This is a genomic window from Stenotrophomonas sp. YJH_SMC_135, from assembly GCF_059372355.1.
In genome coordinates this window covers 1-23,891 of record NZ_JCAFVN010000003.1, presented here as the reverse complement: position 1 = coordinate 23,891, position 23,891 = coordinate 1, and the positions used below count along the sequence as shown (strand labels likewise).

Below are 23,891 nucleotides of genomic sequence, written 5' to 3'. Positions count from 1 at the left end.
TCTCCCAACCCCCGTCGAGCCATGGCCCGACAGCCAACGCGCAATGATCGACCCACCATGGGGCATGAGCAGCCATCGCCTCCGCCTGGGCCGTCACTCGATCATCGGCCAGGTCTACGTTCTGACAACTACCACGCATCAGCGCCGCCGGCTCTTTGAAAGCGAAGCGGCAGCAGCATGTGTGATCGACCAGTTCGATTACATCGAACAGCGCGGGCTCGTACAGTCACACGCATGGGTCGTCATGCCGGATCACGTCCACTGGATGTTCGAGCTGCGCGCAGCCCACCTTCCAGACATCGCACGCCGGATGAAATCGTCGAGCGCGCTCGCCCTGAATCGCTTGGCGGGCCGTCGAAGTACGGTGTGGCAGCCCGGCTACTTCGATCATGCCGTGAGGGCCGAGGAGTCGATGGCGCGGCAAGCGCTATACATCCTGGGGAATCCGGTACGCGCCGGTCTTGCTGGGCAGATTGGCGAGTATCCGCATGCGTGGTCGGTCTGGGTGTGATGCCGGCCAGCGGCCGGCACTACCACGGCAGAACCGAAGCGCAGCGCAGATCGCGTTCCGGCGCAGAGAGCACCCGCGATGGTAGTGCCGGCCGCTGGCCGGCAACCCCATGACCCGCGCGAAGACGCGTAGCTGCCGGCCAGCGGCCGGCAGTACCACGGCAGAACTGAAGCGCAGTGCAGATCGTGTGCCGGCGCACAGAGCACCCGCGATGGTAGTGCCAGCCGCTGGCCGGCAACCACATGACCCGCGCGGAGACGCGTAGCTGCCGGCCAGCAGCCGGCACTACCAGTCAATATTCAGCGCGGCCATTCGCTGTTCAGCGCCGCTTGCGCGCGTCTTGGCCGTGGTCGGCCTGGTTGTGATGCCGGCCAGCGGCCGGCACTACCAAAGCAAAGGCGAAGCGCAGCGCAGTTGCGCTGCGGCGCACAGAGCACCCTCGGTGGTAGTGCCGGCCGCTGGCCGGCAACCCCATGACCCGCGCGGAGATGCATGGCTGCCGGCCGGTAGCCGGCACTACCAGTCGATGTTCAGCGCGGCCATTCGCTGTTCAGCGCCGCTTGCGCGCGCTTCGGCCGTGGTCGGTCTGGTTGTGATGCCGGCCAGCGGCCGGCACTACCAAAGCAAGGGCGAAGCGCAGCGCAGATTGCGTTCCGGCGCACAGAGCAGCCTCGGTGGTAGTGCCGGCCGCTGGCCGGCAACCCCATGACCCGCGCGGAGATGCATGGCTGCCGGCCAGCGGCCGGCACTACCAGTCAATGTTCAGCGCGGCCATTCGCTGTTCGGCGCCGCTTGAGTGCGCTTCGGCCGTGGTCGGTCCGGTCTGATGCCGGCCAGCGGCCGGCAGTACCACGGCAGAACCGAAGCGCAGCGCAGATCGTGTGCCGGCGCACAGAGCACCCGCGATGGTAGTGCCGGCCGCTGGCCGACAACCCCATGACCCGCGCGGAGACGCGTAGCCGCCGGCCAGCAGCCGGCGCTACTCCTTCGGCGTCTGGCGCGGCTTGCGCGTGCGCTTCGGCTTTGCGCTATCCGCACCGCTGGCGGCGCCATCCTGCAGTGCCTGCAGCCAGGACAGGGTGTCCACGTAGTCGATGAAGTGGCGCAGGTAGCCGGGGCTGGTGGCCTGCATCGTGTCCAGCATGCGCTGCACCAGCACCGCCGAGTTCAGCGGGCCGCCGTCAGCCGGGGCCTCGGTGCGCAGGGAGCGGCGCACCTGCAGTTCGCTGCGCAGCTCCGACCACTCGCGCTGCACCTGCTGCAGCATCGGCACCTGCGGGTAATGCGGCAGCGAGCGCGACCCTGCATCAAGGTCGCGCACCAGTGCGCGCAGGCCTTCGAGCGCTGGCGGCTTACTTGGCATCCGGGGCCTTGGGCTTGGGAATCGGCGCGATCTCTACGCGACGGTTGCGTGCGCGGCCTTCCTCATTGGCATTGGAACTGACCGGCTGCTCGCTGCCGAACGCGGCAGCGAACACGGCGTCGGCGGGTACGCCATCGGCGATCAGGGTGCGGGTCACGGTCAGCGAGCGCTGCGCCGACAGCTCCCAGTTGTCGGCGAAACGCCGGTTGCCTTCGCGTACCGGCGCGTCATCGGTGAAGCCGCTGACCATCAGGATCTCTTCGCGGCTGCCCAGATAGGCGGCCAGCGGTGCGGCCAGGCTGCGCAGCAGCTCCTGGCCTTCCGGCTGCAGCTGGTCGGAGTTCAGCGCGAACAGCACGCTGCCGCTGATGCCGATGCGGCCATCCACCAGCGTCACGCGACCGGCCGCCAGCGGTCCAGCCAACGCTTGCTCCAGGGTCTGCAGACGCTTGGCTTCGGCCTGGCGCTGCTTCACTTCCTGGTCCAGTCGCTGCGACAGCTCCAGCTGCACGGCGACCACACCGACCAGTATGAGCACGAACGCGCCCAGCAGCACCGACATCAGGTCGCCGAAGGCTGCCCAGATCGGGGCATGCGAACCGCCGTCGACCTCCAGCTCGTCGCTCATGCGCTGCCGGCCTTGCCGCGGCGCGCGGCCAGTTGCTGCAGTTCTTCCATCACCTGCTTCTGCGACAGCAGGCTGAGGTCGACCACCTCGCGCGCCTGGGCTACGTAGTAGGCCAGCTGCTCGTCGCTGCGGGCCAGCGAGGCATCCAGTGCGCCGCCGATCTGTTCCAGGCGGCCGGACAGCTCGGTGGCGGCACTGCCGAACTGCGCGACCGCTTCGCCGAACGTGCCGGCCAGCTGGCCTACTTCGGCAGCGCTGCCGTTGAGCGCTGCGGCAATGCCATCCAGCTTGCCGGTCTCTGCGGCGATATGGTCGGTGAAGCGATTGCCAACCCGCTCCAGCAGCTCGGCCGAGCCACCGACCAGTGCGTCCACAGCGGTGCGCTGCTCGTGCGAAGCGTGATTGATCGCATCCAGCAGGGTCTGCACGGTGGCCAGCAGGCGGCCGCGCTCTTCCAGCATCGCGTTGTCACGCACCAGGCTCTCGGACAGCGTGCTGCGCAGCTCGTTGATGACGTCGGCAGCAGCCTTGGGCGCGGCCGCGGCGGTCTGCAGCAGGGTAGACACTTCAGCCAGCGTGGCGCTGGCCTGCGCGCGACCGTTCTCGCCGATCTGCTGTGCGGTGGCCGCCAGGGTGTCGCAGACCTGCTGCTGCTGCGCAGCCAGGTGTTCGCCGTTGGCCTGCAGGCGCTCGGCCAGGTCGCTGGAAACGTGCTGCAAGGCTTCGCTCCAGCGCTGCAGGCGCTGTTCGTCGCCGGCCTGCAGCTGCGCCTGCAGCGCGGCGTGGGCCTGCTGCAGCTCGGCGCTGACCGCGTCCCAGCGCGCCTGGCGCTGCTGCTCGCGGCTGTCCAGGCTGGCTTGCAGTTCGGCGTGCGCGGCCGCGGCGGCGGCCTGCGCAGCCTGCCACTGCTGCGAACGCTGCAGTTCGTGGTCCTGCAGCAGCGCCTGGCTGGTGCTGTGGTGCTGCTCCAGCGCCTGTAGCAGCGCCTGCGCGCGCGCGTCCAGATGCTCGCTGGAGGCCAGCAACGCCTGCTGCTGGCGTTCGACCAGCGCGCTGTTGAGTGCCTGCTGCTGTTCGGCGGCGGCGCGCCATGCCTCGGCATTGCCGCGGGCATCGGCCTGCAGGCGCTCGCCGATACGCGCGACCAGTGCTTCGGCGTGCGTGCCCTGGCCATCGCTGAAGGCCTGCAGGTGCTGGCGCAGATCACTGACCAGCGCCTGTTGTGCCTGGGTCTGCTCGCTCACCACCTTGGCCCAGCTGGCCTCGGTGGCGACGCGGCTGCGCTCGAAACCCTCGCTCAGGCCGGCCAGCTGCTGCTGCACGGCCTGCTCGACGCGGGCATGCAGTGCTTCGCCGTGATGGGCCAGGCCAGCCAGGGTGGTTTCGGCCATCGGCTGCAGCGCACCACCGATGGCGGCGGCGCTGGCTTCGGCCCCTTCGCGCAGCGACTGCTGCAGCGAGACGGCCAGGCGTTCCTGCAGGGCCTGGCTCTGCGTCAGGAACTCGGCCTGGCCGGCCAGCAGGCGCTCATTGGCGGCCGCACTGTGCTGTTCAAAAGTGCTGGTCATCGCCTGCAGGCGGTCGACCAGCGCCGGCAGCGCCGCAGACTGTGCCTGCAGCAGGCGCAGCGATTCGGCGCGCTGCCAGGCCTGCGAGTACGGATGCAGGTCGCCGGCAATGGCGCGGTCCAGCTGCTGCACGGCCTGCAGGCGGTCACGACGCAGCAATGCCGCCAGCAGGCCGAGCATGGCCGAGCTGGCCACACCGGCGATCGAGGTACCGAATGCCACCGCCAGGCCCTGCACCGGCGAGGCCAGCGAGCCGCGGATCGCGGCCATGTCGGTCGCACTCTGCAGCGCCAGGCCGGTGCCACGCAGCGTGTCCATCATGCCCAGCAGGGTGCCGAGCATGCCCAGCAGCACCAGCAGGCCAACCAGGTATGGGGTCAGCACCGGTGCGGGCAGGGCGGTGCGCTCGCCTTCCACGCGCAGGCGCACGGCGTTGCGCAGGCCCAGCGGCACGCGTTCCAGCCAGGCGGCGAGGTTTTCCTTCGCGCTGGACAGGTCGTTCAGCGCGCTGCGCAGGCCGTTGCTGGCCTGGCGGTAGCGGTACAGCTCCACGCCACCGGCGATGTAGCAGGCCGCGATGATCGCCGCCACCGCTGCACCCAGCGGATGCACCGAAACGTAGCCAATGCCGATCCAGCACACGGCCAGCAGGCCGACAAGGAAAACAACGACATGGAAAGCAGTTCTGGACATGGTGTTCCGGTCAGTGGGAGCGCAGGGCGTCTTGCAGCCCTTCGATCGGGTGGAAGCGCAGCTGCAGCTCGGCGAGCAGCAGGGTGCGCATGTCATGGCGGAAGGCCGCGCGCCAGCCGGGCTGGCCGTGCACGCGTTCAAAACGGGCGCCGAGCACCGCCGGCGCCGTGGCCAGCAGGCTGTGCTCGCGCGGGGTAAGGGTCTGTTCCATCACCGCATCGACCTCGGCCAGCCGCGCCAGCTCGGGCGAAACCTGCACCAGCTGGTCGCGCAGGCGGCCGCGCAGGCGCCCGGTGGCGGTCTGGATGGCCTGCTGCAGCACCCGATAGCGCTGGCGCAGCGAGGCGAAGTTGGGTACAGCGGCGGCTTCGGCCAGGTCCAGCAGGCGCTCGGCTTCGGCATCCTCACTGATCGAGGCCAGCAGGCTGGCGTGCGCCTGCGCGCAGTCGGCCAGCACATCCTCGAGCGCTTCGGCGGCTTCATCGGGCTCGGGCAGGCGTCCGCCGAGCGCCCCGGACAGGGCCACGGCGCGGCTCCAGTCCACCCACTGGCCGAGGCGATCGGTCAGGGCGGGACTGGTGGCCGGCATCGCGCCGTCGCTGAGACGGGCGAGCAGGCGGAGGAACTCCGGTCCACCCAGGACCGGCTGCGCTGCGTTCGCCATCAAGGGATGAGGGGCCAAAAACCGCTGATTTTACAACCAGATGACCCGGCTTGGATGAAGGCGGGGCCGGGGGGAGGGGCCCGCAGGCGCGACAAGGCTTAGAATGTCCGGCTGCACCCTTCCGTTCGACCCCTGGAGTTCCCCAATGACTGTTGCGCAGTTCTACCCGATCGGCACCCCCGGACAGCCCTGGGGCGACGCGGAACGCGCACAGTGGCGGGCCCGCCAGCAGCGCCAGCGCAGCTACCACGACGATGTGGTGGCCGCGCTTGAACGCCTGGACGACAGCTTCGATGTGATCCAGTACGGTCAGCTGGACTACGCGCCGGACCATTACCCGCTGTTCGCCGTGGTCAACCACGACTGGAACCCGGCGCTGCCGACCGCGCTGATCACCGGCGGCGTGCACGGCTATGAGACCAGTGGCGTGCATGGCGCCCTGCAGTTCCTGGAACAGCAGGCCGAGCGCTACCTGGGCCGGCTGAACCTGATCGTGGCGCCGTGCGTCAGCCCATGGGGCTACGAGCGCATCCAGCGCTGGAACCCGGATGCCATCGACCCGAACCGCAGCTTCCGCGACGGCGGCCAGATCGAGGAAGCCGCCGCGCTGATGCGCTGGGTGGCCGAGCGCAAGCCGAACCTGCTGGTGCACCTGGACCTGCACGAGACCACCGACAGCGACCTGCACGAGTTCGATCCGGCCCGCTGCGCCCGCGACGGCAAGCCGTTCGAGCGCGACACGATTCCGGACGGCTTCTACGTGATCGGCAACAGCGAGGATCCGCAGGCCGAGTTCCAGAAGGCCCTGATCGCCGCCGTCGCCCCGGTCACCCATATCGCCCCGGCCGACGCCGAGGGCAACCTGGTCGGCCTGCCGTTGCAGTCGCCGGGCGTGGTCTGGGGCGAATCGCGTTCGATTGGTGCCTGCGCCGGCTTCACCGATGCACGCTTTGCCACCACCACCGAGGTCTACCCGGACAGCCCGCGCACCAACCCGCAGGAATGCAACGACGCCCAGGTGGCGGCGGTGTGCGCCGGCCTGGATTTCGCCCTGGCCGCACAGTAACGCGCCACGTTCCGGGCGGTGACCGGCATCAGCCGGTGCCGCTTGGCCGGCGCGGTGGCGAGCGGCGCGCCGGTCGTCGCCCGGCAGCCGGCGAAGACATCCAGATCGCGCTGGTACACGCTGCTGCTGACACCGAACAGGCCCAGCAGGGAATGGAAGACATTGTCGTGGCTGTAGGCGCGGTGCAGCGCATTCCCACGCAGGCAGGCCATGTCCAGGCCCGCGTTGCGGCTGAACTCCGTTGAGAACCACATCACCATCGGCACCTGGGTCTGTTCGCGCGGGGCGATGAAGTAGGGCGTGCCGTGAAGGTACATGCCGCGTTCGCCGAGCGACTCACCATGGTCGGAGACATAGAACAGCGCAACGTCGCGGTGGTCCGAATAGCCCTGCAACAGGTCGATGGTCTCCGCCAGCACCTGGTCGGTATGCACCAGGGTGTTGTCATAGGTGTTGACCAGTGCCTCGTTGCTGCAGTGCTGGATCTGGTTGCTGTCGCAGGTCGGGCTGAAGGCCCGCGACGCTGCGGGATACCGTTCAAAGTAGGTCGGCCCATGGCTGCCGAGTTGATGCAGCACGACCAGGGCATCGCCATGGATGGCGTCGATGCGTGCGCCGAGCTGATGCAGCAGCACGTCGTCGTAGCAGGTGCCGTCGGCGTTGACGCACTGGCCGGCCACCTTGAGTGCGGGCATGTCCTCGGTCGGCACGCGCTCGCACACGCCCTTGCAGCCGCCATTGTTGTTGTTGCGCCAGAGCACGCCGACGCCGGTACGCTGCAGGATGTCCAGCACGTTCTCCTCGGTCGCCGCGCGGACGTCGTCGTATTGCTGGCGGGTCATCTGCGAGAACATGCACGGTACCGAGATCGCTGTCGCGGTTCCGCATGAGGAAACATCACTGAAGCTGATGACGCCTTCCTTGCGCGAGAGCCGGGGATTGGTCGCGCGTGGGTAGCCGTTGAGCTGGACGTTCTGTGAACGCGCGGTCTCGCCGACGACCATGACCACCAGCTTCGGGCGCGGGCCCGGAACGCGCCGCGCGTCCGTGCCGATCGGGCGCAACGGTTGCTGGCGGGTGCTGTAGAGGCTCTTCAGGTAGCCGTGGGTATGGCGCATCACGTTCAACGGCAGTACCTGGTCGCGGATGTAGCGGTTGTTGCGCAGCAGCGAGGAGTAGTCCTTGTAGAACGAAAAGCCGATCACCAGCAGCACCACAAGCGACGCCAGGACGTTGGCCGGCCACACCAGCAGCGAACGTATCGAACCGGCCCCGCTGGTGGTGCGCACCAGGGCGAGCCCGGCAGCGGGGAGCACGCCCAGCGCCAGCAGCGTGAGCAGCAGCGGCAGCGACAGATAGGCGTTCAGTTCGGCCTGATTGGTCTCGAACACGTTCTGCACCATGCTGCGGTCGATCAGCACGTTGTAGTGCAGCATGAAGTAGCTGCACGCGGCGCTGACGACAACGAGCAGCACCAGCAGCGGCCTGCGCAGGAATGGCAGTGCCAGCAGTGGCGTCAGCAGCAGGTTGAACAGGCAGAACAGCAGCGGCGGCAGGCTGGCCAGGAACAGCATGCTGCGCAGGCTGTTGAGATCGATCAGCCCCCACAGCGTCTTCCAGAGGGCGAGGTTTCCAATCGTGGCGAAGAACAGTGCGGCGGCCCAGACCAGAACGATTGGATGGGACCGCGGGAAACGGAGGCATTGACGCACGAGCAGGTTCCGCGGAACAGGAGTGCGCGCAGTATCGAAACGGCCTTATCAGGAAGTTGTCAGGATTGCCGGGCTAGCCCAGCAGGATCACGCCCCACACCGCACCCACCATCAACAACGCGGTGGTCTGCGCGGCGCTGCCCATGTCCTTGGCGTTCTTGGACAGCGGATGCTTCTCCAGCGAGATGCGATCAACCACGGCTTCAATCGCCGAGTTGAGCAGTTCCACCAGCAGGCTGATGAAGCAGACCGCCAGCACCAGTGCCCGCTCGACCGTGCTGATGTCCAGCACGAACGCAGCCGCCATCAGCAGCGCGTGCAGCAGCAACAACTGGCGGAACGCCGCCTCGCCGCGAAAGGTGGCGATGAAGCCATCGCGCGAATGGATGAGGGTGTGGAAGATGCGGCTCAATCCGGTCTTGCCGTGCGGGTACTTGCCGCTGTCCTTGGGGTGCTGCATGCCGTCTCCAGAGCGGGGGAGCAGCCCGGAGCATGTGCAGCCCGATGTCAGGAATCCGTCAGATGCGGGGGGCGGGGCCAGCGCAGGGTGAACCGGCACCCCTGCCCGGAGGATTGCACGGTCATCGTCCAGCCCAGGTGCTCGACGATGCGCTGCACGATCGACAACCCCAGCCCCTCGCCGCTGTGCGCGCCACCGGCCACGAAGCGCTGGAACTGCCGTGGGTCGATGCTGGACGGCAGGCCGGGTCCGGTGTCAGCGACGATGAGTGCGGTGTCGTGGAGGGTGATCCGCACTTCGCCGCTTTCGGTGTACTGGCAGGCATTGCGCAGCAGATTCCAGATGATGCTGTGCGCCAGATCCGCGTTGGTGACCAGCACGGCGTCATGCCGGGCATCAAACGCAACGGTCACCGGCTTGCCGGAAAGCCAGGGCTGGCAGCGCTCCATGCAGGATTCGAGCAGCGGACGCAGGGCCACCGCGTTGCGCGGCACGGCGCCGGGGGCGCGCGAGAGCAGCAGCAGGCAGGTCAGCTGGCGCTGCATCTCCTGGGTGGTACGCAGGATGCGTGCCGCGCTGGGAACCAGGTGGCTGTCGGCCGGAAGCTGGCAGGCCAGCGTTTCGGCAGCACCGCCGATGATGGCCAAGGGCGTGCGCAGCTCGTGGCTGGCATCGCCGCTGAAGCACTGCTCGCGATGCAGGAACCGTTCGAGCTCGTCACTATGGCGGGCAAAGGCGCGCGCGAGCACGCCGATCTCGTCGCGTGCGTCCTGGTAGGGAAAGGGCTTGTGGCCGTCCTGCACCGCATCGGCCAATCGTGTGATGGGCGCGATGACGTGGGTAGCGACCTTGCGGCCGATGAGGAAGGCGCCGAGCACGCAGACCGAAATGACCAGTGCCGCAAAGGCATTGATCAGGTGTTCCAGATAGCCATAGGGTGCAGCGTCCTGCAGCAGGTAGTAACGTTGGCCACGACTGTCGAACACACGCAGGTGCCACTCGTTGGGCGCCTCTTCGCCGTGGTAGCCCGGGCCGTATTGGCGCAGCACGACAGGCACGGCCTGGGCATCGAACAGCTGGGTCCCTGGTGGCAGGGCGGGGTGTTGGCCACGATCCAGCGCGGCCTGCAGCCTTTGCACTTCGCCGTGCTGGGTCCGTGCGACGACAGCAGCCCGGACCTGGTCGTAGTCGACCTGTTCGGCCAGTACGATGAAGCCCATGGCACCGGCCATCAACAGCACGAACGAGATCGTGATGCGGGTGCGCAGGCTCAGGCGGCGGTAGAGGGAGGCAGGGCTCACGCCTGCATGCGCCAGCCGACGCTGTGCACCGTGGTGATCAGCGCGGTGTCGAAGCTGCGGTCCACCTGCAGGCGCAGCTCATGGATGTGGGTTCGCAGCGCGCCGCTGTCCGGTGGCTCGTCGCCCCAGACCAGGTATTCCATCTCCTGCTTGCGCACCACGGCGGGAGCTGCACGCACCAGGCACATCAGCAGCTTGTGCGACGTGGGCGTCAGCGCAATGCAGCGGCCTTGCCGCCAGGCCTGCGGCGAGCGCGTGTCCACCTGCAGGTCCTTCCACGCCAGCACGCTCTGGACCTGGCGCCCCTGTGCCCTTCGTACGAGGGCCTTGATCCGTGCATCCAGTTCCGTCAGCGAGAACGGTTTGACCAGGTAGTCATCCGCGCCCAGGGCCAGGCCCTGCACGCGGTCTTCGACCGGATCGCGTGCGGTCAGCATCAGGATCGGCACCGGGTTCTGGAACTCCTGGCGCAGCTTCTGGCACAGCGTCATGCCGTCCAGGCGCGGCAGCATCAGGTCCAGCAGGATGGCGTCGTAGTCGTGCTGCGTGGCCCGGCGCAGGCCACTGGCGCCGTCGCGCGCGTCGTCCAGCACGTAGCCGAGCGGTTCAAAGAAGGCATACAGGTTGGCAACCAGCTCGGGGTTGTCTTCGATGATCAGCAGGCGGGTCATGGCATGCGTCCTTGCGCGTGGCCGAACTCTGCCCGATCGATGGCCGAATGCCAATGCCCTTGCTGAATGGATCGCGGCCTGGGTTCGGCCCGGTCAAGCGACGTTCAATCGCCCGGGCTGCGTGAATCGCGGATCGAGTAGATCACCGAGAAGATCTTCCAGCCCTGCTCGGTGCGGACCAGCTGCCACATTTCCTTGCCCCAGTTGGTCTTCACCCCATCGTCGTGGAAGCTGTAGTCAAACGAGACCGAGGCCACATCGCCGTCCGTTTCGATCTTCGTGTTGGAGAACTTCTCCTCCTTCGGCTTCGGCGAGGCCATCGCCCCGTCGATCAGCGCGATGAAGTTGTTGGCGGGAATCTGCCGTGCCTTGATCGCATCGGGCTTGGCCTTGCGGATGTCCTGCAGGCGCACATCCTCGGAAACGAACTGCCAGCCGATGTCTTCCGGTTTATCAGAGAAGAACAGGCCCATGTAGGTCGGCCTGTCCTTGTTGATCAGCGAGGTGCGGAACGCTTCGACCACCTGTTCGATCGCCTTGACGTCGGCGGGGGCGTTCCTTGCGGCGTGGGCCGGCAAGCACGCCGGGAGGAAAAAGGCGAGGGCAGCGAAGCGTGCACGTGCGTTGGGCATCATGGGGTCCTGGGGAGGAATAGGGTGGCGCGGGCGCATCACCGCGCGTAGGTTCGCCAGAAGAGCACGGGGTCTTCGGTCCTGTTGATGGCGACGAAGACTGATTTTCCGGATTCGGGCGCGCAGCGAAAGACGCGGTACGACGACTTGAGCGTCCCGTCGCCCGGCCATCAGTATCGATCGAACGCAACAGGATCGCTGTCGTTGAATGTGGTTGCCTGGCAATCCGCAGGCAGCCGCAGTGGTATCGCAGGAGGCTTGGAGAAGGCCAGCGCGCTGGTGTTCGAGTCGAGGTCGTGTACCTCGCGCAGGTCGGTCGCCTCGTGGGGCACCCAGCTGGGAATCCATCCCTTGTTCACCATGTCGGAGTCAAGCGCCTCGCGCAGCGTGTCGAACGAACTATCCATCACCAGGCCGCAGGCGCACAGCACACTGCAGAGCGTCACGACGATGGCGCGCCGGATCATTCCTTCAGGGCTGATCATCGTTGTCGTCCCAGCCGGTAAGCAGCCTGACCAGATCTTCCGGCGCCAGGCGCTTGCGCCGCTCTCGCAGTTCCAGTCGCAGGGCCGGTCGCTGGATTTGGCATGGCGCCGCCCTTGGGCCCGTACCGCTTCACGAACAGACCGTGCTCCTGCGTGATCCTGTCCTTCCGGCGCTTGCCTGCCATCGACGGGTGTCCCTGCGTTCATCCTGAATCATCGGTCGGCGCACGCTAGCACGGTTGCCGGGCGCTGCAACAGGTCCGCTTGTCGTTGAAGTTTGACGTCGAAGAGCGTCTGCGCGGATGATGCGCGGGCGCGCGGCGCAGGAGGGGATCTGTCAATGAGGACACTGATGTGGGGGCTGGTCGGGCTGTTCGTGGCGTACGTGGCCGGTTGCTCGGCGATCTCGGCGTGGCATTCCCACGCGCTTGCCTCGGTCCCGGTCGGGGCGAGCAGGATCGAGGTACTGCGGGCGTTGGGGCCCCCTGACGTGGTGGAGCACGCCGATGTTCCCTTTACCCGCTATGCCAGCCGTGGATGCAGTGGTCGCTGTGCGCAGCGATGGTGGTATGAGAACCGGCTGGGACTGGACACCGAAGCCTGGTCGGTGCAACTGGATGCTTCCGATCGCGTGATCGCAACGTCGCGCCTGACATCACCGTAGAGGACCGCAGCAAGCGCATGCGTATCCATCGTCCTTTCATCTTCATCGCAAGCCTGGCCCTGATGGCGTGGTGCACGTTGATGGGCGTACTGGTGCTCATCCATGGCTTCAAGGAGCAGGGCCTGCGCTGCGGCAAGCTGTGCTCACTGCAGATCTCCATCCGCCTGCTTTTTGGTGATCGAGGATTCGAATTACTGGTGGCGCTGGGGCTCTTTGCCGCAGCGCTGATATGCGGGTACATCGCGCTGCGGGAGGGCATGCATGGCGGGCCGCAGAGGCGGGCGGGGCGCCGTGGGCGCAGACACCGCCGACCGGGACGGCCCCGGTCGTAAGAGTGTCTGCACCGATGTAAATCGCTGCGTGTGCGGACGCTGCAGGTCGCTTCAGCGATGCAGGGCGTCGACGATCAAGCCGGTGGCGATCTCCACCAGCAGGTACTCGTTATCGGACTGGCGCACCCAACGCCGGTCGCGGCCCGGTTCGCGCAGGTCATAGCGCGCGTAATCGTCTACCCAGTAGCGGCGGTCCACTTCGGCCCACGGCAGGCGCTCGCCACGTCGCCAGGCCTTCTTCTGCCAGCCCGGCGGCGGCGCATCGCGGTGGTGCGGGCCGCCTGCGTGCGGCGGCGGGCCGTTGCCACGGGCGTGGTGCGGCGGATCGGCGAACGCGGGGGCCGCAGCGAAAGCGGTGGCGGTGGTCAAGGCGATGGCCAGCAAACGTGTTGTCTTCATGGATATGCCTCCGTCATGGCCGCAGCATGCGGCGCTGTGGCAGGAATATAGGGCAGTCAGAGTGAATGAATACGGGTGTAGGCGGTACGTTCCTGAACAGACGGCGCGGCGTGCAGTCGCTGCCCTGAACGGGTCACCGGGCACCGCGCGCGGCCGAATCCGTTGCGGCCCAGCCTCCGCCCAACGACAGGAAAAGATCCAGCTGGCGGTCGACCCGGTCCGCGCGCGATGCAGCCAATGCGGACTCCGCATCTGCCAGCGCGGCCTGGGCCGAAAGCACATCGAGGAAATCGATCCTGCCGTAACGGTACAGCTGCTGCGCCTGCCCGGCGGCCCGCGCTGCATCCCCACGCGCCTGCGCCAGGCTGCGCTCGCGTTCAAGCTCCTGCGTGCAGGCAGAAAGCGCGGTCTCGGTCTGCCGCAGAGCCTGCAGCACGACGCCGTCAAAGGACGCGAGAGCGGCATCTGCATTGGCGCCGGCCGCCGCGATGCGGGCCTTGGCTACGCGGCGGTTGGGCCAGTGCCATGAGAGCAGTGGCCCGACGCTCACCCCGAAACCGTCGGCGGAAAGCAGCTGAACTCGCGTGCCTGCCGTACCCAGGGACCCACCCAAGGTGACCCGCGGATAAAGGTCTGCGGTCTCTACGCCGATCATCGCCGTGGCCGCCGCAAGGCTGCGCTCGGCGGCACGTATGTCGGGGCGCCGCTGGAGCAGCTGCCAACCATCACCGACCGGCAGCGCCTGCTCCAGCTCCGGGGGGCGTGGGCAGGCTTCGGCCTCCCTGGGATAGTCCGCCGGGAGCCTGCCCATCAATGCGGCCAGTTCGAACAGTGCGGCCTGCCGTTCCGCCAGCAGGTGCGGTATCGCCGCCGCGCTGCGGTTGACCGCGGCACCGGCACGGCTGACATCGAAGTCCGTTCCGCGCCCGCCTGCAGCCAGGCGACGGGTTGCCTCCAGCGTGTCGCGCTGTATCGCCAGCACCTGCCGGGTTGCAGCGAGCGTGTGATTGCGGGTGCACACCTGGAGATAGGCACGGGTGACGGCCGCAGCGACGACCACGCGGACCTGGTCGCGCACCGCAGCGACGGCCGCCGCGTCGGCGTTGGCGGCTTCGATGCCGCGGCGGATGCCACCTGCAAGATCCAGTGGATAGGAGAGGTGAAGGCCCAGCGCGTACGACTGCGGGGCGGCCGACGCCTGGGTGTAGCCACCGGCATGGGTGAGCGTGCCCGATGCATCCACGTCGGCCTGTACGGCACCGCGCGCGCGATACTCCAGCGCGGTAGCACTGGCGCGCCGAAGGTTGGCATCGGCGGCGCGCAGGTCGGTATTGGCCGCCAGTGCTTCGCGCACGTAGCCGTCAAGCTGGGGGTCGCCATACAGTTGCCACCATCGATCCGGTGGCGCGTCGTGGCTGAACGATGCCTCCTTGCCCGAGACGAACGGCTGCGCCGCGCGTGTGGAGGCAGCGACGGCATTCGCAGGCAGGTGATAGTCGGGGCCGGAGACGCAGGCCGTCATCGGCAGCAGCAGGGCAAGCAGCCCACCGCGTAGTGTTCGCAGGCTCACTTGCAGGTTCCCTGTGCCGGGGGCGTGATGGTCACACTCGCAGTGCGACCGACGATCAGGCGGGTATCCGGCGGCGCATCATCAATGCGGATGCGTACCGGGATCCGCTGTGCCAGCCTCACCCAGGTGTACGTCGGCGCCACGGCGGGGAGCAGGTTGTGCGTGCTTGAGCGCTGATCGTCGGCAATGCCGGCGGCGATGCTGTCAACGTGTCCGCGGACATCGTGGGTGTCGCCCATCAGCCGGGCCACGGCGGCATCGCCTTCGGTGATGCAGCCCAGTTTGGTTTCCTCGAAGTAGCCTTCAATGCGCAGGCTGCGGGTGTCGATCAGCGCCAGCGCCTGCGCCCCTGGCTGCAGGTAGTCGCCCGCGTGCAGGTCCAGGTTGGTGACGATGCCATCGGTGGTCGCGCGCACCTCGGTGCGTTGCACATTGAGCCGGGCAACGCGCTGTTCGGCCCGCGCCTGCGCCAGGGCGGCCAGCTCGGTATCGACCTTGGCGGCATTGCGTTCGCGTGTCTCCGAGGCGACCAGGTTGCCCAGTGCGTTGTCCCGCGTCGATTCGCGGCGGGCCAGCGCCAGCGTCGCGCGTGCGCTGCTGACCGCTGCGTCGGCCTTCTCAAGCGCGGCAGCCAGGCGTGGCTGATCCAGCACCAGCAGCAGTTGTCCGGCGCTGACCCGCTGGTTGTCGTGCACCAGCACCTGGGTGACCAGCCCCCCCATGTCCGACGCAACGCGCACCACATCGGCGCGGACCCGTCCATCCCGCGTCCACGGGCGTGTTTCGTAACGCTTCCAGATGGACAGCGCGGCGACGACAGCAATCGCGAATACAACCAGCGTAGCGCTCCAGCGCCCGATGACAGCAAGCAGGTGTTTCATTTCATTTCTCGAGCAGGGGCGAGAGCCGGATCATCAGCTCCGCCAGGATCACGAACAGGGACAGGCCCACCAGTGGTCGCGCGGCGAACAAGCGGTACAGACCGAGACTGGCGAGCAGGCGCGAGGTCAGCATCGACAGCGCCAGCGCGGCGGCGGCCACGGCGAGCAGGCCGGGGATCAGAACGCCATCAATGGAGAGATCAGAAAACATGAGGTCAGTGCCGAAGGGTGAGAGCAGGCGCCAGCAGGTCGCGGCGCAATCCGCAGAGCAGGTGCGACAGATGCTCACGATCATCCCCGCTGCTGGCCACTGCTGCCTCGCGCATGCGGTCGAGCAGTTCCAGAAGATGGGCGTCGACGCTGCGTGGCGCGTGGGCACGAACCCTGAAATGTGCTGCGACGCGTTCGATCAGCGCCGCATGAAGCACCCGGACCTGCGGGTTGTCCTGGCACTTGTCCAGTGCGCGGAGTTGGTTGGATGCACGTACCGCACGCCCGTCCGCAAACAATGCCCGCAGGTCGTCTGCGGCACTGGAACCGCCCCGCAACCGGGGAGCGAGCAGCCCGATTCGATCCAGCATGCGGCTGAGCCAGGCCCGGGCCACGCCACCTTGTCCGGCGGCGTGTCGTGCGATACCCCGACGGATCGAACGCTCCAGCCGTGCGCGGTTGCGGCCCGCATCGGCGGTCTGGAACAGCTGCATGCTGCACAGTGCCACTGTCGTACCCACGAACAACGCTACGCTGTTGTTGAGTGCGCCGACGATGTTGACCGTATTGGTCGCGCCCAGTCCCGCGATGAGCGGAAACGTCAGCACCACGCCCAGGGCAGCCATGATGAAGGGAGGCCGGGCCAGGAACGATCCGCACAGCAGCAGCGCAGGCGCCAGCGCGGCAATCAGGCCGACGACATCGGACAGCGCGGGGAAGATCAGCAGACCGTAGAGCAGGCCGAGGGCAGCGCCGATCGACGACCCCACCAGATAGCGCATGACATGCGGCGCAGGCGCTTCGATCGTGCCGAACAGCACGCACGCCGTGCCGATGATGGACACCGCCGTGGCGCCCTCCGACCAGCCGGTAACGATCCACAGAACGCAGCTCAGCAGGATGCCGACGAACGCGCCCAGCGCGCTGCGCAGGGCAAGCCGATGATCCCGGTGAAGTACCGCACCCTGCGCATGTCGGGCAAGGCGGGCAGGTACATGCCGGCGCCAGTCGGGCCGGGCAGCGCATAGTTGTGCCTGCAGCACGCGGCAGTCGGCGTGGGCGAGGTCGAGCTCGGCCTGTTGCGCGGCGAGGCCGGTCTGCATCAGCTCGCGCCAGCCAGGCGAATCCATCGCGCTGGCCTGTGATGAGCGCAGCCGGGCGATGGAATCTTCCACCGCGCTGGACAGCATCAGCACGTCCAGCATCCGGTCATGCAGGGCACGCAGGATCTGCACCTGGGCCACGCCGTGGGCGCTGTCGAAGGGCAGGTGGATCGACAGCACATGCAGCTCGAGCAGGTCGGCGGCCACTTTCGAGCGGTCCGTCGCCAGCACCGTGTCCGATGCACCGGCGCACATGTCGCGCGTCCATCGTTCCGCATCATCCAGCACGGCAGCAACCCGCGCGTGCACGCGTATCGAGACCCGGCGCGGCAGCACCAGCGCGTGTACCAGCGTTGCGGCCAGGATGCCGATGGCGATTTCCTGCACCCGCGTGATGGCGATGGTGAACACGTCTGCCGGCACCATCACCGCAGGAAACCCGATCAGGCTGGTGGTGTAGCCGGCCAGAAGGAACGCATACGCACGCGGCGTGCGGTCGAGCATCGCCAGGTACAGGCACAGCGCCATCCAGGTGGCGAGCGCGGCGCTCAGCACCAGGGGGGCATTGGCAAAATGTGGCACCAGCGCGACGGTGGCGATGGCCCCGCCCACGGTACCGAGCAGGCGGAACAGGCCGCGGCTCAGTGTTGCCCCGGAAAGGGGCTGCGACACCAGATAGACCGTCCCGATCACCCAGAATGGGCGATTCAGGCCGATCCGCAGGGAGACATACAGCCCCAGCGACGCGGCGAGCAGGCATTTGAGCGAGAACAGCACCGCCTCCTGATCGGTCCTGAGGGCAGGGCTTTTCAACCGGGCGAATGCCTGGAACACGTGGGGACGGGCAGGAGTGGGGGCGTGCATGCGGCTCATGCTAGTGATCGGCCGCACCGGCGAATTTCGCTACAATGACAATCAATCGCTAAAACCGGTCAATGTGAGAATGGCTCGCATTTCGCTCCCCGGCTTTGACCTGGACCCTGACGAGACCGATCGCCCGGCGGTTGCCAGCCGCCTGCAGGTGGCCGAGCACGACGCGGAAATTCCGGTGCATGAGCATCGAAAGGGTCAGCTCATTCTTGCGCTGCATGGGGCGGTGACCTGCGAAGTGGCCAATGCGCTGTGGATCGTGCCGCCCCAGTGTGGCGTCTGGATTCCGGGCGGCATGCCGCATAGCAACCGCGCCACCGCCAACGCGCGCCTGTGCTACCTGTTCGTCGAGCCCGGCATCGTCGACCTGCCGGCGCAGTGCGTGACGCTGGCCATCTCGCCGATGCTGCGCGAGATGATCCTGCACCTGGCCGACGCGCCGCTGGACTATCCGCATGGCAGCCACACCGACCGACTGGCGCGGGTGTTGCTGGACGAGCTGGTACAGATGCCGGCTGAGCATCTGTCGCTGCCGGTCAGCCATCACCCGAAGGTGCGTGCGCTGGCTGCGGCGCTGTCGGCGGATCCGTCAGACCGCAGCACCATCGGCCAGTGGGCCGTGCGCCTGGCCCTCGGCGAGCGCACGTTGACCCGGCTCATCGAACGGGAAACGGGCTTGTCCTTCGGGCGCTGGCGGCAGCAGCTGCACCTGCTCATCGCCATTCGGGAACTCGCCGCCGGTGCACCGGTACAACGCGTTTCCGAGACGCTGGGCTATGAGTCGGTGACGGCCTTCATCACGATGTTCAAGAAGGCGCTTGGCCTTTCCCCAGCGCGGTACTTCGCGGTGCGCCTGCGCGGGCAGTAGCGGGGAACAGCGGGCGAAGCCGTTGCCTGGAACGGCTACTTCGAGGTGTCGGAGACCGATTGAATCGCGGCCACCACCGCAGCAGGGTCCTCGCGCTGGAGGGTGTGGCCGGTCGCCAGGTAGCGGTGCGAGCCACGCGTGAAGCCTGAGAAGAGCAGGGCGTGCTGCGCCCTCCAGAGCGCCTTGCCCGCTGCGGTTTCTTCGAAGAACAGCGGTTCGGCAGCCAGCTGGGTTGCAGTCAGCAGCGCCACCGGCACGTCCGGCATCGTGCGCGGGGTTTCCGCACCGGGTGCATCCAGTTGTTCGGTCAGCACGGCGTAATCGGCGGCCATGGCTGGCGGCAGCATCGCCCGCAGCTGGGCATCATCTGCCTGCACGCGTGCACTGTCGGCCTGCTTGAACGCATGGCGCTGCCCCATCGTGGCCGGGTCCACCAGCACCAGGCCCAGCAGGCGCTCCGGATGACGGCGTGCGAACTCCGTGGCCAGCAGGCCGCCATAGGAATGACCCACCAGCACAACGCGGCGACCGGGAGCGAGCGTATCGATCACGGCTGTGAGGTCGGCCAGATGCGCATCGATGCGCTTGGGGTGACCGTCGCTGCCGGACTTGCCGAGTCCCGCACGGGCGTAGGTGATGCTGTGGTAGTCGCGCCCCAGACCGGCAACCACCTCCTTCCAGGCCCCCGCGCCCTGCCCGAAGCCGGATTCAAAGAGCACGGTGATCGGGCCGGCCCCGGTCTCTTCGGCCTGCAGCGCGTAGGCGCCGCGATCCACCTGGATTTCCCCTGCGTGGGCGGTGCCTGCAGTGGCCATCATCGCGGTCAGCACCCACAACGTCACTCGGCTGCTCTTCATTGCCATTCCCCTGGGCCGTGACGCGTGCCAGCCCTTCCGATGGGTCAGGTCTGCAGCGGAGCACCGCAGCCTGCCGACCTCGCGACAGGTCGTGCTGGTAATGTAGTGAGGTATAACACCGACTCCCTGTGCAGGAAGTCATGGGGCGGAGCGTAGACCGCTGAATGGCGTTGGATGCTTGAATCTGTGATCGGTTACGCGACTCCACACTTGAATGTGTAAGCGTCCTCAACGATAAAGGCGGCATGTGGCAACTGCCGCATTCCGGACCAAGGACGATCCGATGCATGACGCGTGGGCACAGCTCCGCGTTCTCGTTCCCGCCGGCGCTGTGTTCGTCCAGGAAGGAGAACAGGGATGTTGGAACGACTGAAGACCCTCTCGCGTGCCGCGCTGGCGATTGTAGCCCTCGGCTGCTTCGCCCCTGCTGTGGCGCATGCGCAGGAAAGCAAGATCACCTGGCGCATTTCACAGCCCGGCGGCGATGCGACCCAGTACAAGACCCAGCAGGCGGCGGTGGCCGGCATCAAGAACCTGCCGGCGCCCAGCCCCTTCCCGCCGGAGTTCCAGTTCGGCTGGCAGTACGTCGACAAGATCAAGTCGAAAGTCGTGGACTTGAACGGAAACACGTCGATCACCTACTGGATGGGAAGGACGCAGCCCTCCGACCCTGACTGGACTTACTACGGCGCGGGTGATGGTGGCTTCCTGTCCGAAGAGGAAGTGCTGGAAGCGCTCATTGCAGACTTGCAGGACATCAATCCCCAGTGTCCTGGGGAAACTGCTGTGCCGGAAGGAGAATGGGGCCCAACTGCTCCAGGGATGGACGGAATTTCGGAGGTCAGAGAGTACCGGGTCACCGGCATGCTGGGCAGCAATTCGGCGGAGTCTCCGTGCGTGCCCTTCGACGCAGGAACGACAGGGCTTGCTCGCATGCGACGCTTGAACTGCCCGATCCCCTTCACGCAGTGGTCCAACACACACAACGCCTGCGTCAGCGAAGAATTCGTTGCAACCATTACCTCGAAGTCGCAGAAGTGCGACAAGGACAGCGCGGGTCCGAGTTGTCCCTCGACAGAAAAAGGTGAGGAGGCAAACAACGCGCCTTGCGACGGCACCGTAGGCAATCCGTGCGACGTCAAAACGGGCGAGAAGTACGAGATCGCGCCGGACTTCGATCTGGGCTGGATCGCGCTGACGCGCTTCTATCACTCCGGCATCTCCACCTCATCCGGCGGCTTCGGTTATGGCTGGACCCATTCGCTGGGCGCCCACCTGGCACTGGATGGCGTTGACAGTGTGGGCATCATTGAAAGTACTGGTTTCCAGCGTGCATTCAAGAAGGTCGGCCAAGCCTATGAGGCGGACGACGACAGTGGCGATCGTCTGGTCCAGAACGGCAACTGGACACTGTACTCGAAGGGCTCCATCTCGACCTTCGGCGCGGACGGGCGTCTGGCCGCCAAGCGCTTCGCGGATGGCACGTCGCTGACCTATATCTACGACGACAGCGACCGCCTTGCGGCCGTTACCCACAGCAGTGGCCGCACACTGGAGTTCGTCTACCAGTCCAACGACTATGAGGCGCTGATCAGTTCGGTGCTGGTCGAAGGCATTTCGCTCGCCACCTACACCTACACACCGCAGAACCAGGTCGCCACGGTGACCTATGCGGGTGACGGTGTGCGCACGTATCACTACGAGAACCAGGACTTCCCCCAGCACCTGACGGGTATCACCGCCGAGGACGGTCGCCGCTACAGCGCCTTTACCTACGATTCCATCGGTCGTGTGATTTCCAGTCAGCATGCCGGCGGTGCCGATGGCGTGACACTGGCCTACAGCCCCAATGGTGGTGCGGTGGTGACCGACGCGCTGGGGCGGCAGACCGACTACACCCTTACACCCGGTGGCGATAGCGCTCCGTCGCGCAAGGTGACCGGCCTGACGGATTCGCAGGGAACCGTCAGCCGAACCTACTACGACCAGAGTGTCGACTTCCGCCGGCGTCTGGATACCTACACCGATCGCCGCGGCATCCAGACCAAGCACACCTATGCGCAGGGCACCGACCCGGTGAGTGGTCGTGCCGTCAGCATCCATACCGTGACCGAAGCGTTCGGCCTGCCCGAGCAGCGGGTGGTGACCACGGCGCGCGACGTCGAAATCAATGCGGTACTGACCACCCGCATCGGCAATCGTGAAACCCGAACGTCCTTCAATACCCGGCGTCAGCCGACAACCAACACGGTGACCGACACCGCGTCCGGTCAGACGCGCATCACCAGCTACACCTACTGCGAAGCCGCTGATGTGGCAGCGGCAGGCAGCTGCCCGGTGGAGGGGCTGCTGAAGACTGTGGATGGCCCGCGCACGGATGTGGCCGATGCCGTTACCTATGCCTATTACTCGGCGGATGATGCAGGGTGCGCGACCGGAGGTGCCTGCAGCTATCGCAAGGGCGACCTGCGCAGCGTGACCAATGCGCTGGGCCAGACGGCCGAGACTCTGGCTTACGACGCGTTCGGGCGGCCGTTGTCGGTCAAGGATGCCAACGGCATTGTGACCGACTACACCTATCATGCCCGCGGCTGGCCGACCTCGGTCACCGTGCGCGGTGCCGCCACAGCCGAGGACCGGGTGACCCAGATCAGCTACTGGCCGACCGGCCAGGTGCAACAGATCACCGAGCCCGACGGCAGCAGCGTTTCCTATGTCTACGATGCGGCGCTGCGCTTGACTGATATCGAGGACAACGTAGGCAACACCATTCACTACACGCTGGACAATGCCGGCAACCGCCTCAAGGAAGACACGCTGGATACTGGCGGCACCCTGCGTCGCACCCTGGCACGGACGTTCAACACGCTCGGCCAGCTGACCGCACTGAAGGATGCGAGCAATCACGCCACCGGCTTTGCCTACGATGCCAACGGCAACCCGCAGACGATCACCGACGCCCTGCAGCGCGTGACCAGCCAGCAGTACGATCCGCTCAACCGACTGGCGCAGAGCCTGCAGGATGTCGGCGGCGTGGCGGCGGAGATCCGCAGCCAGTACAACGCGCTGGACCAGGTCACCCAGGTCACCGACCCGAAAGGCCTGCATACGACCTATGCCTACAACGGGTTTGGTGACCTGACCGGGCAGGTCAGCCCGGACAGTGGCGCCAGCAGCTTCACCGTGGACGCCGCCGGCAACCGCAAGACGGCTACCGATGCACGCGGCGTCACCGCCACCTATCACTACGATGCGCTCAACCGCCTGATCGGCATTGCCTATCCAGACCCCAATCTGGACGTGGGCTACAGCTATGACGTGGCACCGACTGCCTGTGCCACCGACGAGCGCTTTGCCAAGGGACGCCTGGGGCAGGTGCTGCATGCCAATGGCAGTACCCAGTACTGCCATGACCGCTTCGGCCAGGTCACCCGCAAGGTGCAGACCGTCAATGGTGTGGCCAGCACACTGCGCTATGCCTACAGCAAGTCGGGTCGCCTGACTGCGTTGACCTACCCCGACGGCAGCGTGGCCGACTACGTGCGCGATACCCAGGGCCGCATCACTCAGATCGGCCTCACCCGCCCCGGCCAAGCGCGCCAGATCGTGGTGAACTACGTGACCTACGCGGCCTTCGGCCCGGCGACGGGCTGGACCTATGGCAATGGCCGCCAGCTGCAGCGTCCGCTGGACTTGGACTATCGCCCGCAAGCGGTGCATGACCCGGCCGCGGGCGGCCTGTCACTGGGCTACGGCTATGACCCGGTCGGTTCAATTACCGAGCTGAAGAACGGCGCAGGCTCGTCGGTGCTGGCCAAGTACGCCTACGACGCGCTGGGTCGCCTGACCCAGACCCAGGACGGTACGACCGGCACGCCGATCGAAACCTATGCCTATGACGCCACCGGCAATCGCACCGCGCTGACCACGTCGGCAGGCACCGCCAGCTACACCTATCCCGCAACCAGCCACCGGCTGACCGCAGTGGATGGCGAGGCGCGCACCCATGACGCGGTGGGCAATACCACCAGCATCGGCAGCAAGACGTTCACCTACAACGACGCCAACCGCATGAACGCGGTGAAGCAGGGCAATGCGGTGCTGGAAAGCTACGGTTACAACCATCGCGGCGAGCGCGTGTTGCGCTCCGCGGCCGCCGGCGCGGCTCAGATCACCTTGTACGACGAGGCGGGGCAGTGGCTGGGCAACTACTCGGCCACGGGGCAGGCGCAGCAGCAGGCCATCTGGCTGGACAACTACCCGGTGGCACTGATCAACACGCCGGCTACCGGCGTGCCGGAGCTGGCCTACGTGCAGCCGGATCATCTGGGCACGCCGCGCGTGGTGATCGATCCGGTACGGAATGTCTCGATCTGGGAGTGG

22 protein-coding genes are annotated in these 23,891 nt (G+C 66.9%); 6 read left to right on the top strand and 16 right to left on the bottom strand.

Features of this window, described 5'->3' with window-relative positions:
* The first annotated feature begins 64 nt into the window (after window positions 1–64).
* Entirely contained in the window at window positions 65–511 is a 447-nt protein-coding gene (locus tag AC5P98_RS11030; RefSeq protein WP_049407212.1) for an REP-associated tyrosine transposase, read from the top strand.
* A 979-nt stretch (window positions 512–1,490) separates the two neighbouring features.
* Here AC5P98_RS11030 and AC5P98_RS11025 read toward each other — a convergent pair.
* The 4 genes from AC5P98_RS11025 to AC5P98_RS11010 are packed head-to-tail and all read right to left on the bottom strand — an operon-like array spanning window position 1,491 to window position 5,427.
* Entirely contained in the window at window positions 1,491–1,874 is a 384-nt protein-coding gene (locus AC5P98_RS11025) for a DUF2894 domain-containing protein (protein ID WP_049407312.1), read from the bottom strand.
* On the bottom strand, window positions 1,864–2,502 hold the full coding sequence (locus AC5P98_RS11020; protein WP_005409939.1) for an OmpA family protein: 639 nt from the start codon (window positions 2,500–2,502) through the stop codon (window positions 1,864–1,866). The genes AC5P98_RS11025 and AC5P98_RS11020 overlap by 11 nt, the downstream gene beginning before the upstream one ends.
* Window positions 2,499–4,763: a DUF802 domain-containing protein gene (locus AC5P98_RS11015; RefSeq protein WP_049407311.1), complete on the bottom strand. Its 2,265-nt coding sequence runs from the start codon at window positions 4,761–4,763 to the stop codon at window positions 2,499–2,501. The genes AC5P98_RS11020 and AC5P98_RS11015 overlap by 4 nt, the downstream gene beginning before the upstream one ends.
* A 10-nt stretch (window positions 4,764–4,773) precedes the next feature.
* Window positions 4,774–5,427 carry a DUF3348 family protein gene (locus tag AC5P98_RS11010; RefSeq protein WP_049407309.1) on the bottom strand — a complete coding sequence of 218 codons (654 nt, stop codon included), beginning with the start codon at window positions 5,425–5,427 and terminating at the stop codon, window positions 4,774–4,776.
* Window positions 5,428–5,572: 145 nt separating this feature from the next.
* Here AC5P98_RS11010 and AC5P98_RS11005 point away from each other — a divergent pair, with 145 nt between their 5' ends.
* Window positions 5,573–6,493 (top strand): M14 family metallopeptidase, encoded by a 921-nt coding sequence (locus AC5P98_RS11005; RefSeq protein ID WP_032962492.1) that lies wholly within the window; start codon window positions 5,573–5,575, stop codon window positions 6,491–6,493.
* Here the strand turns inward: AC5P98_RS11005 and AC5P98_RS11000 are convergent.
* The 6 genes from AC5P98_RS11000 to AC5P98_RS10975 form a co-directional block, all read right to left on the bottom strand.
* Window positions 6,397–8,205: a phosphoethanolamine transferase gene (locus AC5P98_RS11000; protein ID WP_049407306.1), complete on the bottom strand. Its 1,809-nt coding sequence runs from the start codon at window positions 8,203–8,205 to the stop codon at window positions 6,397–6,399. The genes AC5P98_RS11005 and AC5P98_RS11000 overlap by 97 nt on opposite strands.
* Window positions 8,206–8,278: 73 nt before the next feature.
* The gene (locus AC5P98_RS10995) at window positions 8,279–8,665 is read right to left on the bottom strand and encodes a diacylglycerol kinase (RefSeq protein WP_014647409.1); all 387 of its coding nucleotides are present in this window, start codon (window positions 8,663–8,665) and stop codon (window positions 8,279–8,281) included.
* A gap of 47 nt (window positions 8,666–8,712) precedes the next feature.
* Window positions 8,713–9,966 (bottom strand): sensor histidine kinase, encoded by a 1,254-nt coding sequence (locus AC5P98_RS10990; protein WP_049407304.1) that lies wholly within the window; start codon window positions 9,964–9,966, stop codon window positions 8,713–8,715.
* The gene (locus AC5P98_RS10985) at window positions 9,963–10,637 is read right to left on the bottom strand and encodes a response regulator transcription factor (protein WP_032962486.1); all 675 of its coding nucleotides are present in this window, start codon (window positions 10,635–10,637) and stop codon (window positions 9,963–9,965) included. Before AC5P98_RS10985 ends, AC5P98_RS10990 begins: the two co-directional genes overlap by 4 nt.
* Before the next feature lie 104 nt (window positions 10,638–10,741).
* On the bottom strand, window positions 10,742–11,272 hold the full coding sequence (locus tag AC5P98_RS10980; RefSeq protein ID WP_049407302.1) for a Cif family virulence factor: 531 nt from the start codon (window positions 11,270–11,272) through the stop codon (window positions 10,742–10,744).
* Window positions 11,273–11,439: 167 nt separating this feature from the next.
* Entirely contained in the window at window positions 11,440–11,754 is a 315-nt protein-coding gene (locus tag AC5P98_RS10975; RefSeq protein WP_234413054.1) for a YbbD-related protein, read from the bottom strand.
* A 352-nt stretch (window positions 11,755–12,106) separates the two neighbouring features.
* On the opposite strand from AC5P98_RS10975, the gene AC5P98_RS10970 reads away from it, so the two are divergent.
* On the top strand, window positions 12,107–12,418 hold the full coding sequence (locus tag AC5P98_RS10970; RefSeq protein ID WP_234413053.1) for a hypothetical protein: 312 nt from the start codon (window positions 12,107–12,109) through the stop codon (window positions 12,416–12,418).
* 17 nt (window positions 12,419–12,435) lie between these two features.
* The gene (locus AC5P98_RS10965; RefSeq protein WP_049407299.1) at window positions 12,436–12,750 is read left to right on the top strand and encodes a hypothetical protein; all 315 of its coding nucleotides are present in this window, start codon (window positions 12,436–12,438) and stop codon (window positions 12,748–12,750) included.
* Window positions 12,751–12,801: 51 nt separating this feature from the next.
* On the opposite strand, the gene AC5P98_RS10960 is transcribed toward AC5P98_RS10965, so the two are convergent.
* The 5 genes from AC5P98_RS10960 to AC5P98_RS10940 form a co-directional block, all read right to left on the bottom strand.
* Window positions 12,802–13,149: an RcnB family protein gene (locus AC5P98_RS10960; RefSeq protein WP_049407297.1), complete on the bottom strand. Its 348-nt coding sequence runs from the start codon at window positions 13,147–13,149 to the stop codon at window positions 12,802–12,804.
* 133 nt (window positions 13,150–13,282) lie between these two features.
* Window positions 13,283–14,719 carry an efflux transporter outer membrane subunit gene (locus AC5P98_RS10955; RefSeq protein ID WP_099476109.1) on the bottom strand — a complete coding sequence of 479 codons (1,437 nt, stop codon included), beginning with the start codon at window positions 14,717–14,719 and terminating at the stop codon, window positions 13,283–13,285.
* On the bottom strand, window positions 14,716–15,600 hold the full coding sequence (locus tag AC5P98_RS10950; protein ID WP_049407293.1) for an HlyD family secretion protein: 885 nt from the start codon (window positions 15,598–15,600) through the stop codon (window positions 14,716–14,718). The genes AC5P98_RS10955 and AC5P98_RS10950 overlap by 4 nt, the downstream gene beginning before the upstream one ends.
* Before the next feature lies 1 nt (window position 15,601).
* The gene (locus AC5P98_RS10945; RefSeq protein ID WP_014647401.1) at window positions 15,602–15,811 is read right to left on the bottom strand and encodes a DUF1656 domain-containing protein; all 210 of its coding nucleotides are present in this window, start codon (window positions 15,809–15,811) and stop codon (window positions 15,602–15,604) included.
* 4 nt (window positions 15,812–15,815) lie between these two features.
* Window positions 15,816–17,777, bottom strand: coding sequence for an FUSC family protein (locus AC5P98_RS10940; protein ID WP_495230020.1), 1,962 nt, complete (start codon window positions 17,775–17,777; stop codon window positions 15,816–15,818).
* Between the two features lie 79 nt (window positions 17,778–17,856).
* Between AC5P98_RS10940 and AC5P98_RS10935 the strand changes: the two genes are divergently transcribed.
* Window positions 17,857–18,651, top strand: coding sequence for an AraC family transcriptional regulator (locus AC5P98_RS10935; protein WP_033835087.1), 795 nt, complete (start codon window positions 17,857–17,859; stop codon window positions 18,649–18,651).
* A 35-nt stretch (window positions 18,652–18,686) separates the two neighbouring features.
* Here the strand turns inward: AC5P98_RS10935 and AC5P98_RS10930 are convergent, their stop codons facing one another.
* Complete coding sequence (locus AC5P98_RS10930) at window positions 18,687–19,508, bottom strand: alpha/beta fold hydrolase (RefSeq protein WP_495230019.1); 822 nt, start codon at window positions 19,506–19,508, stop codon at window positions 18,687–18,689.
* A 357-nt stretch (window positions 19,509–19,865) separates the two neighbouring features.
* On the opposite strand from AC5P98_RS10930, the gene AC5P98_RS10925 reads away from it, so the two are divergent.
* Window positions 19,866–23,891: RHS repeat domain-containing protein (locus AC5P98_RS10925; RefSeq protein WP_495230018.1), on the top strand; the 4,026-nt coding region annotated here is incomplete at its 3' end.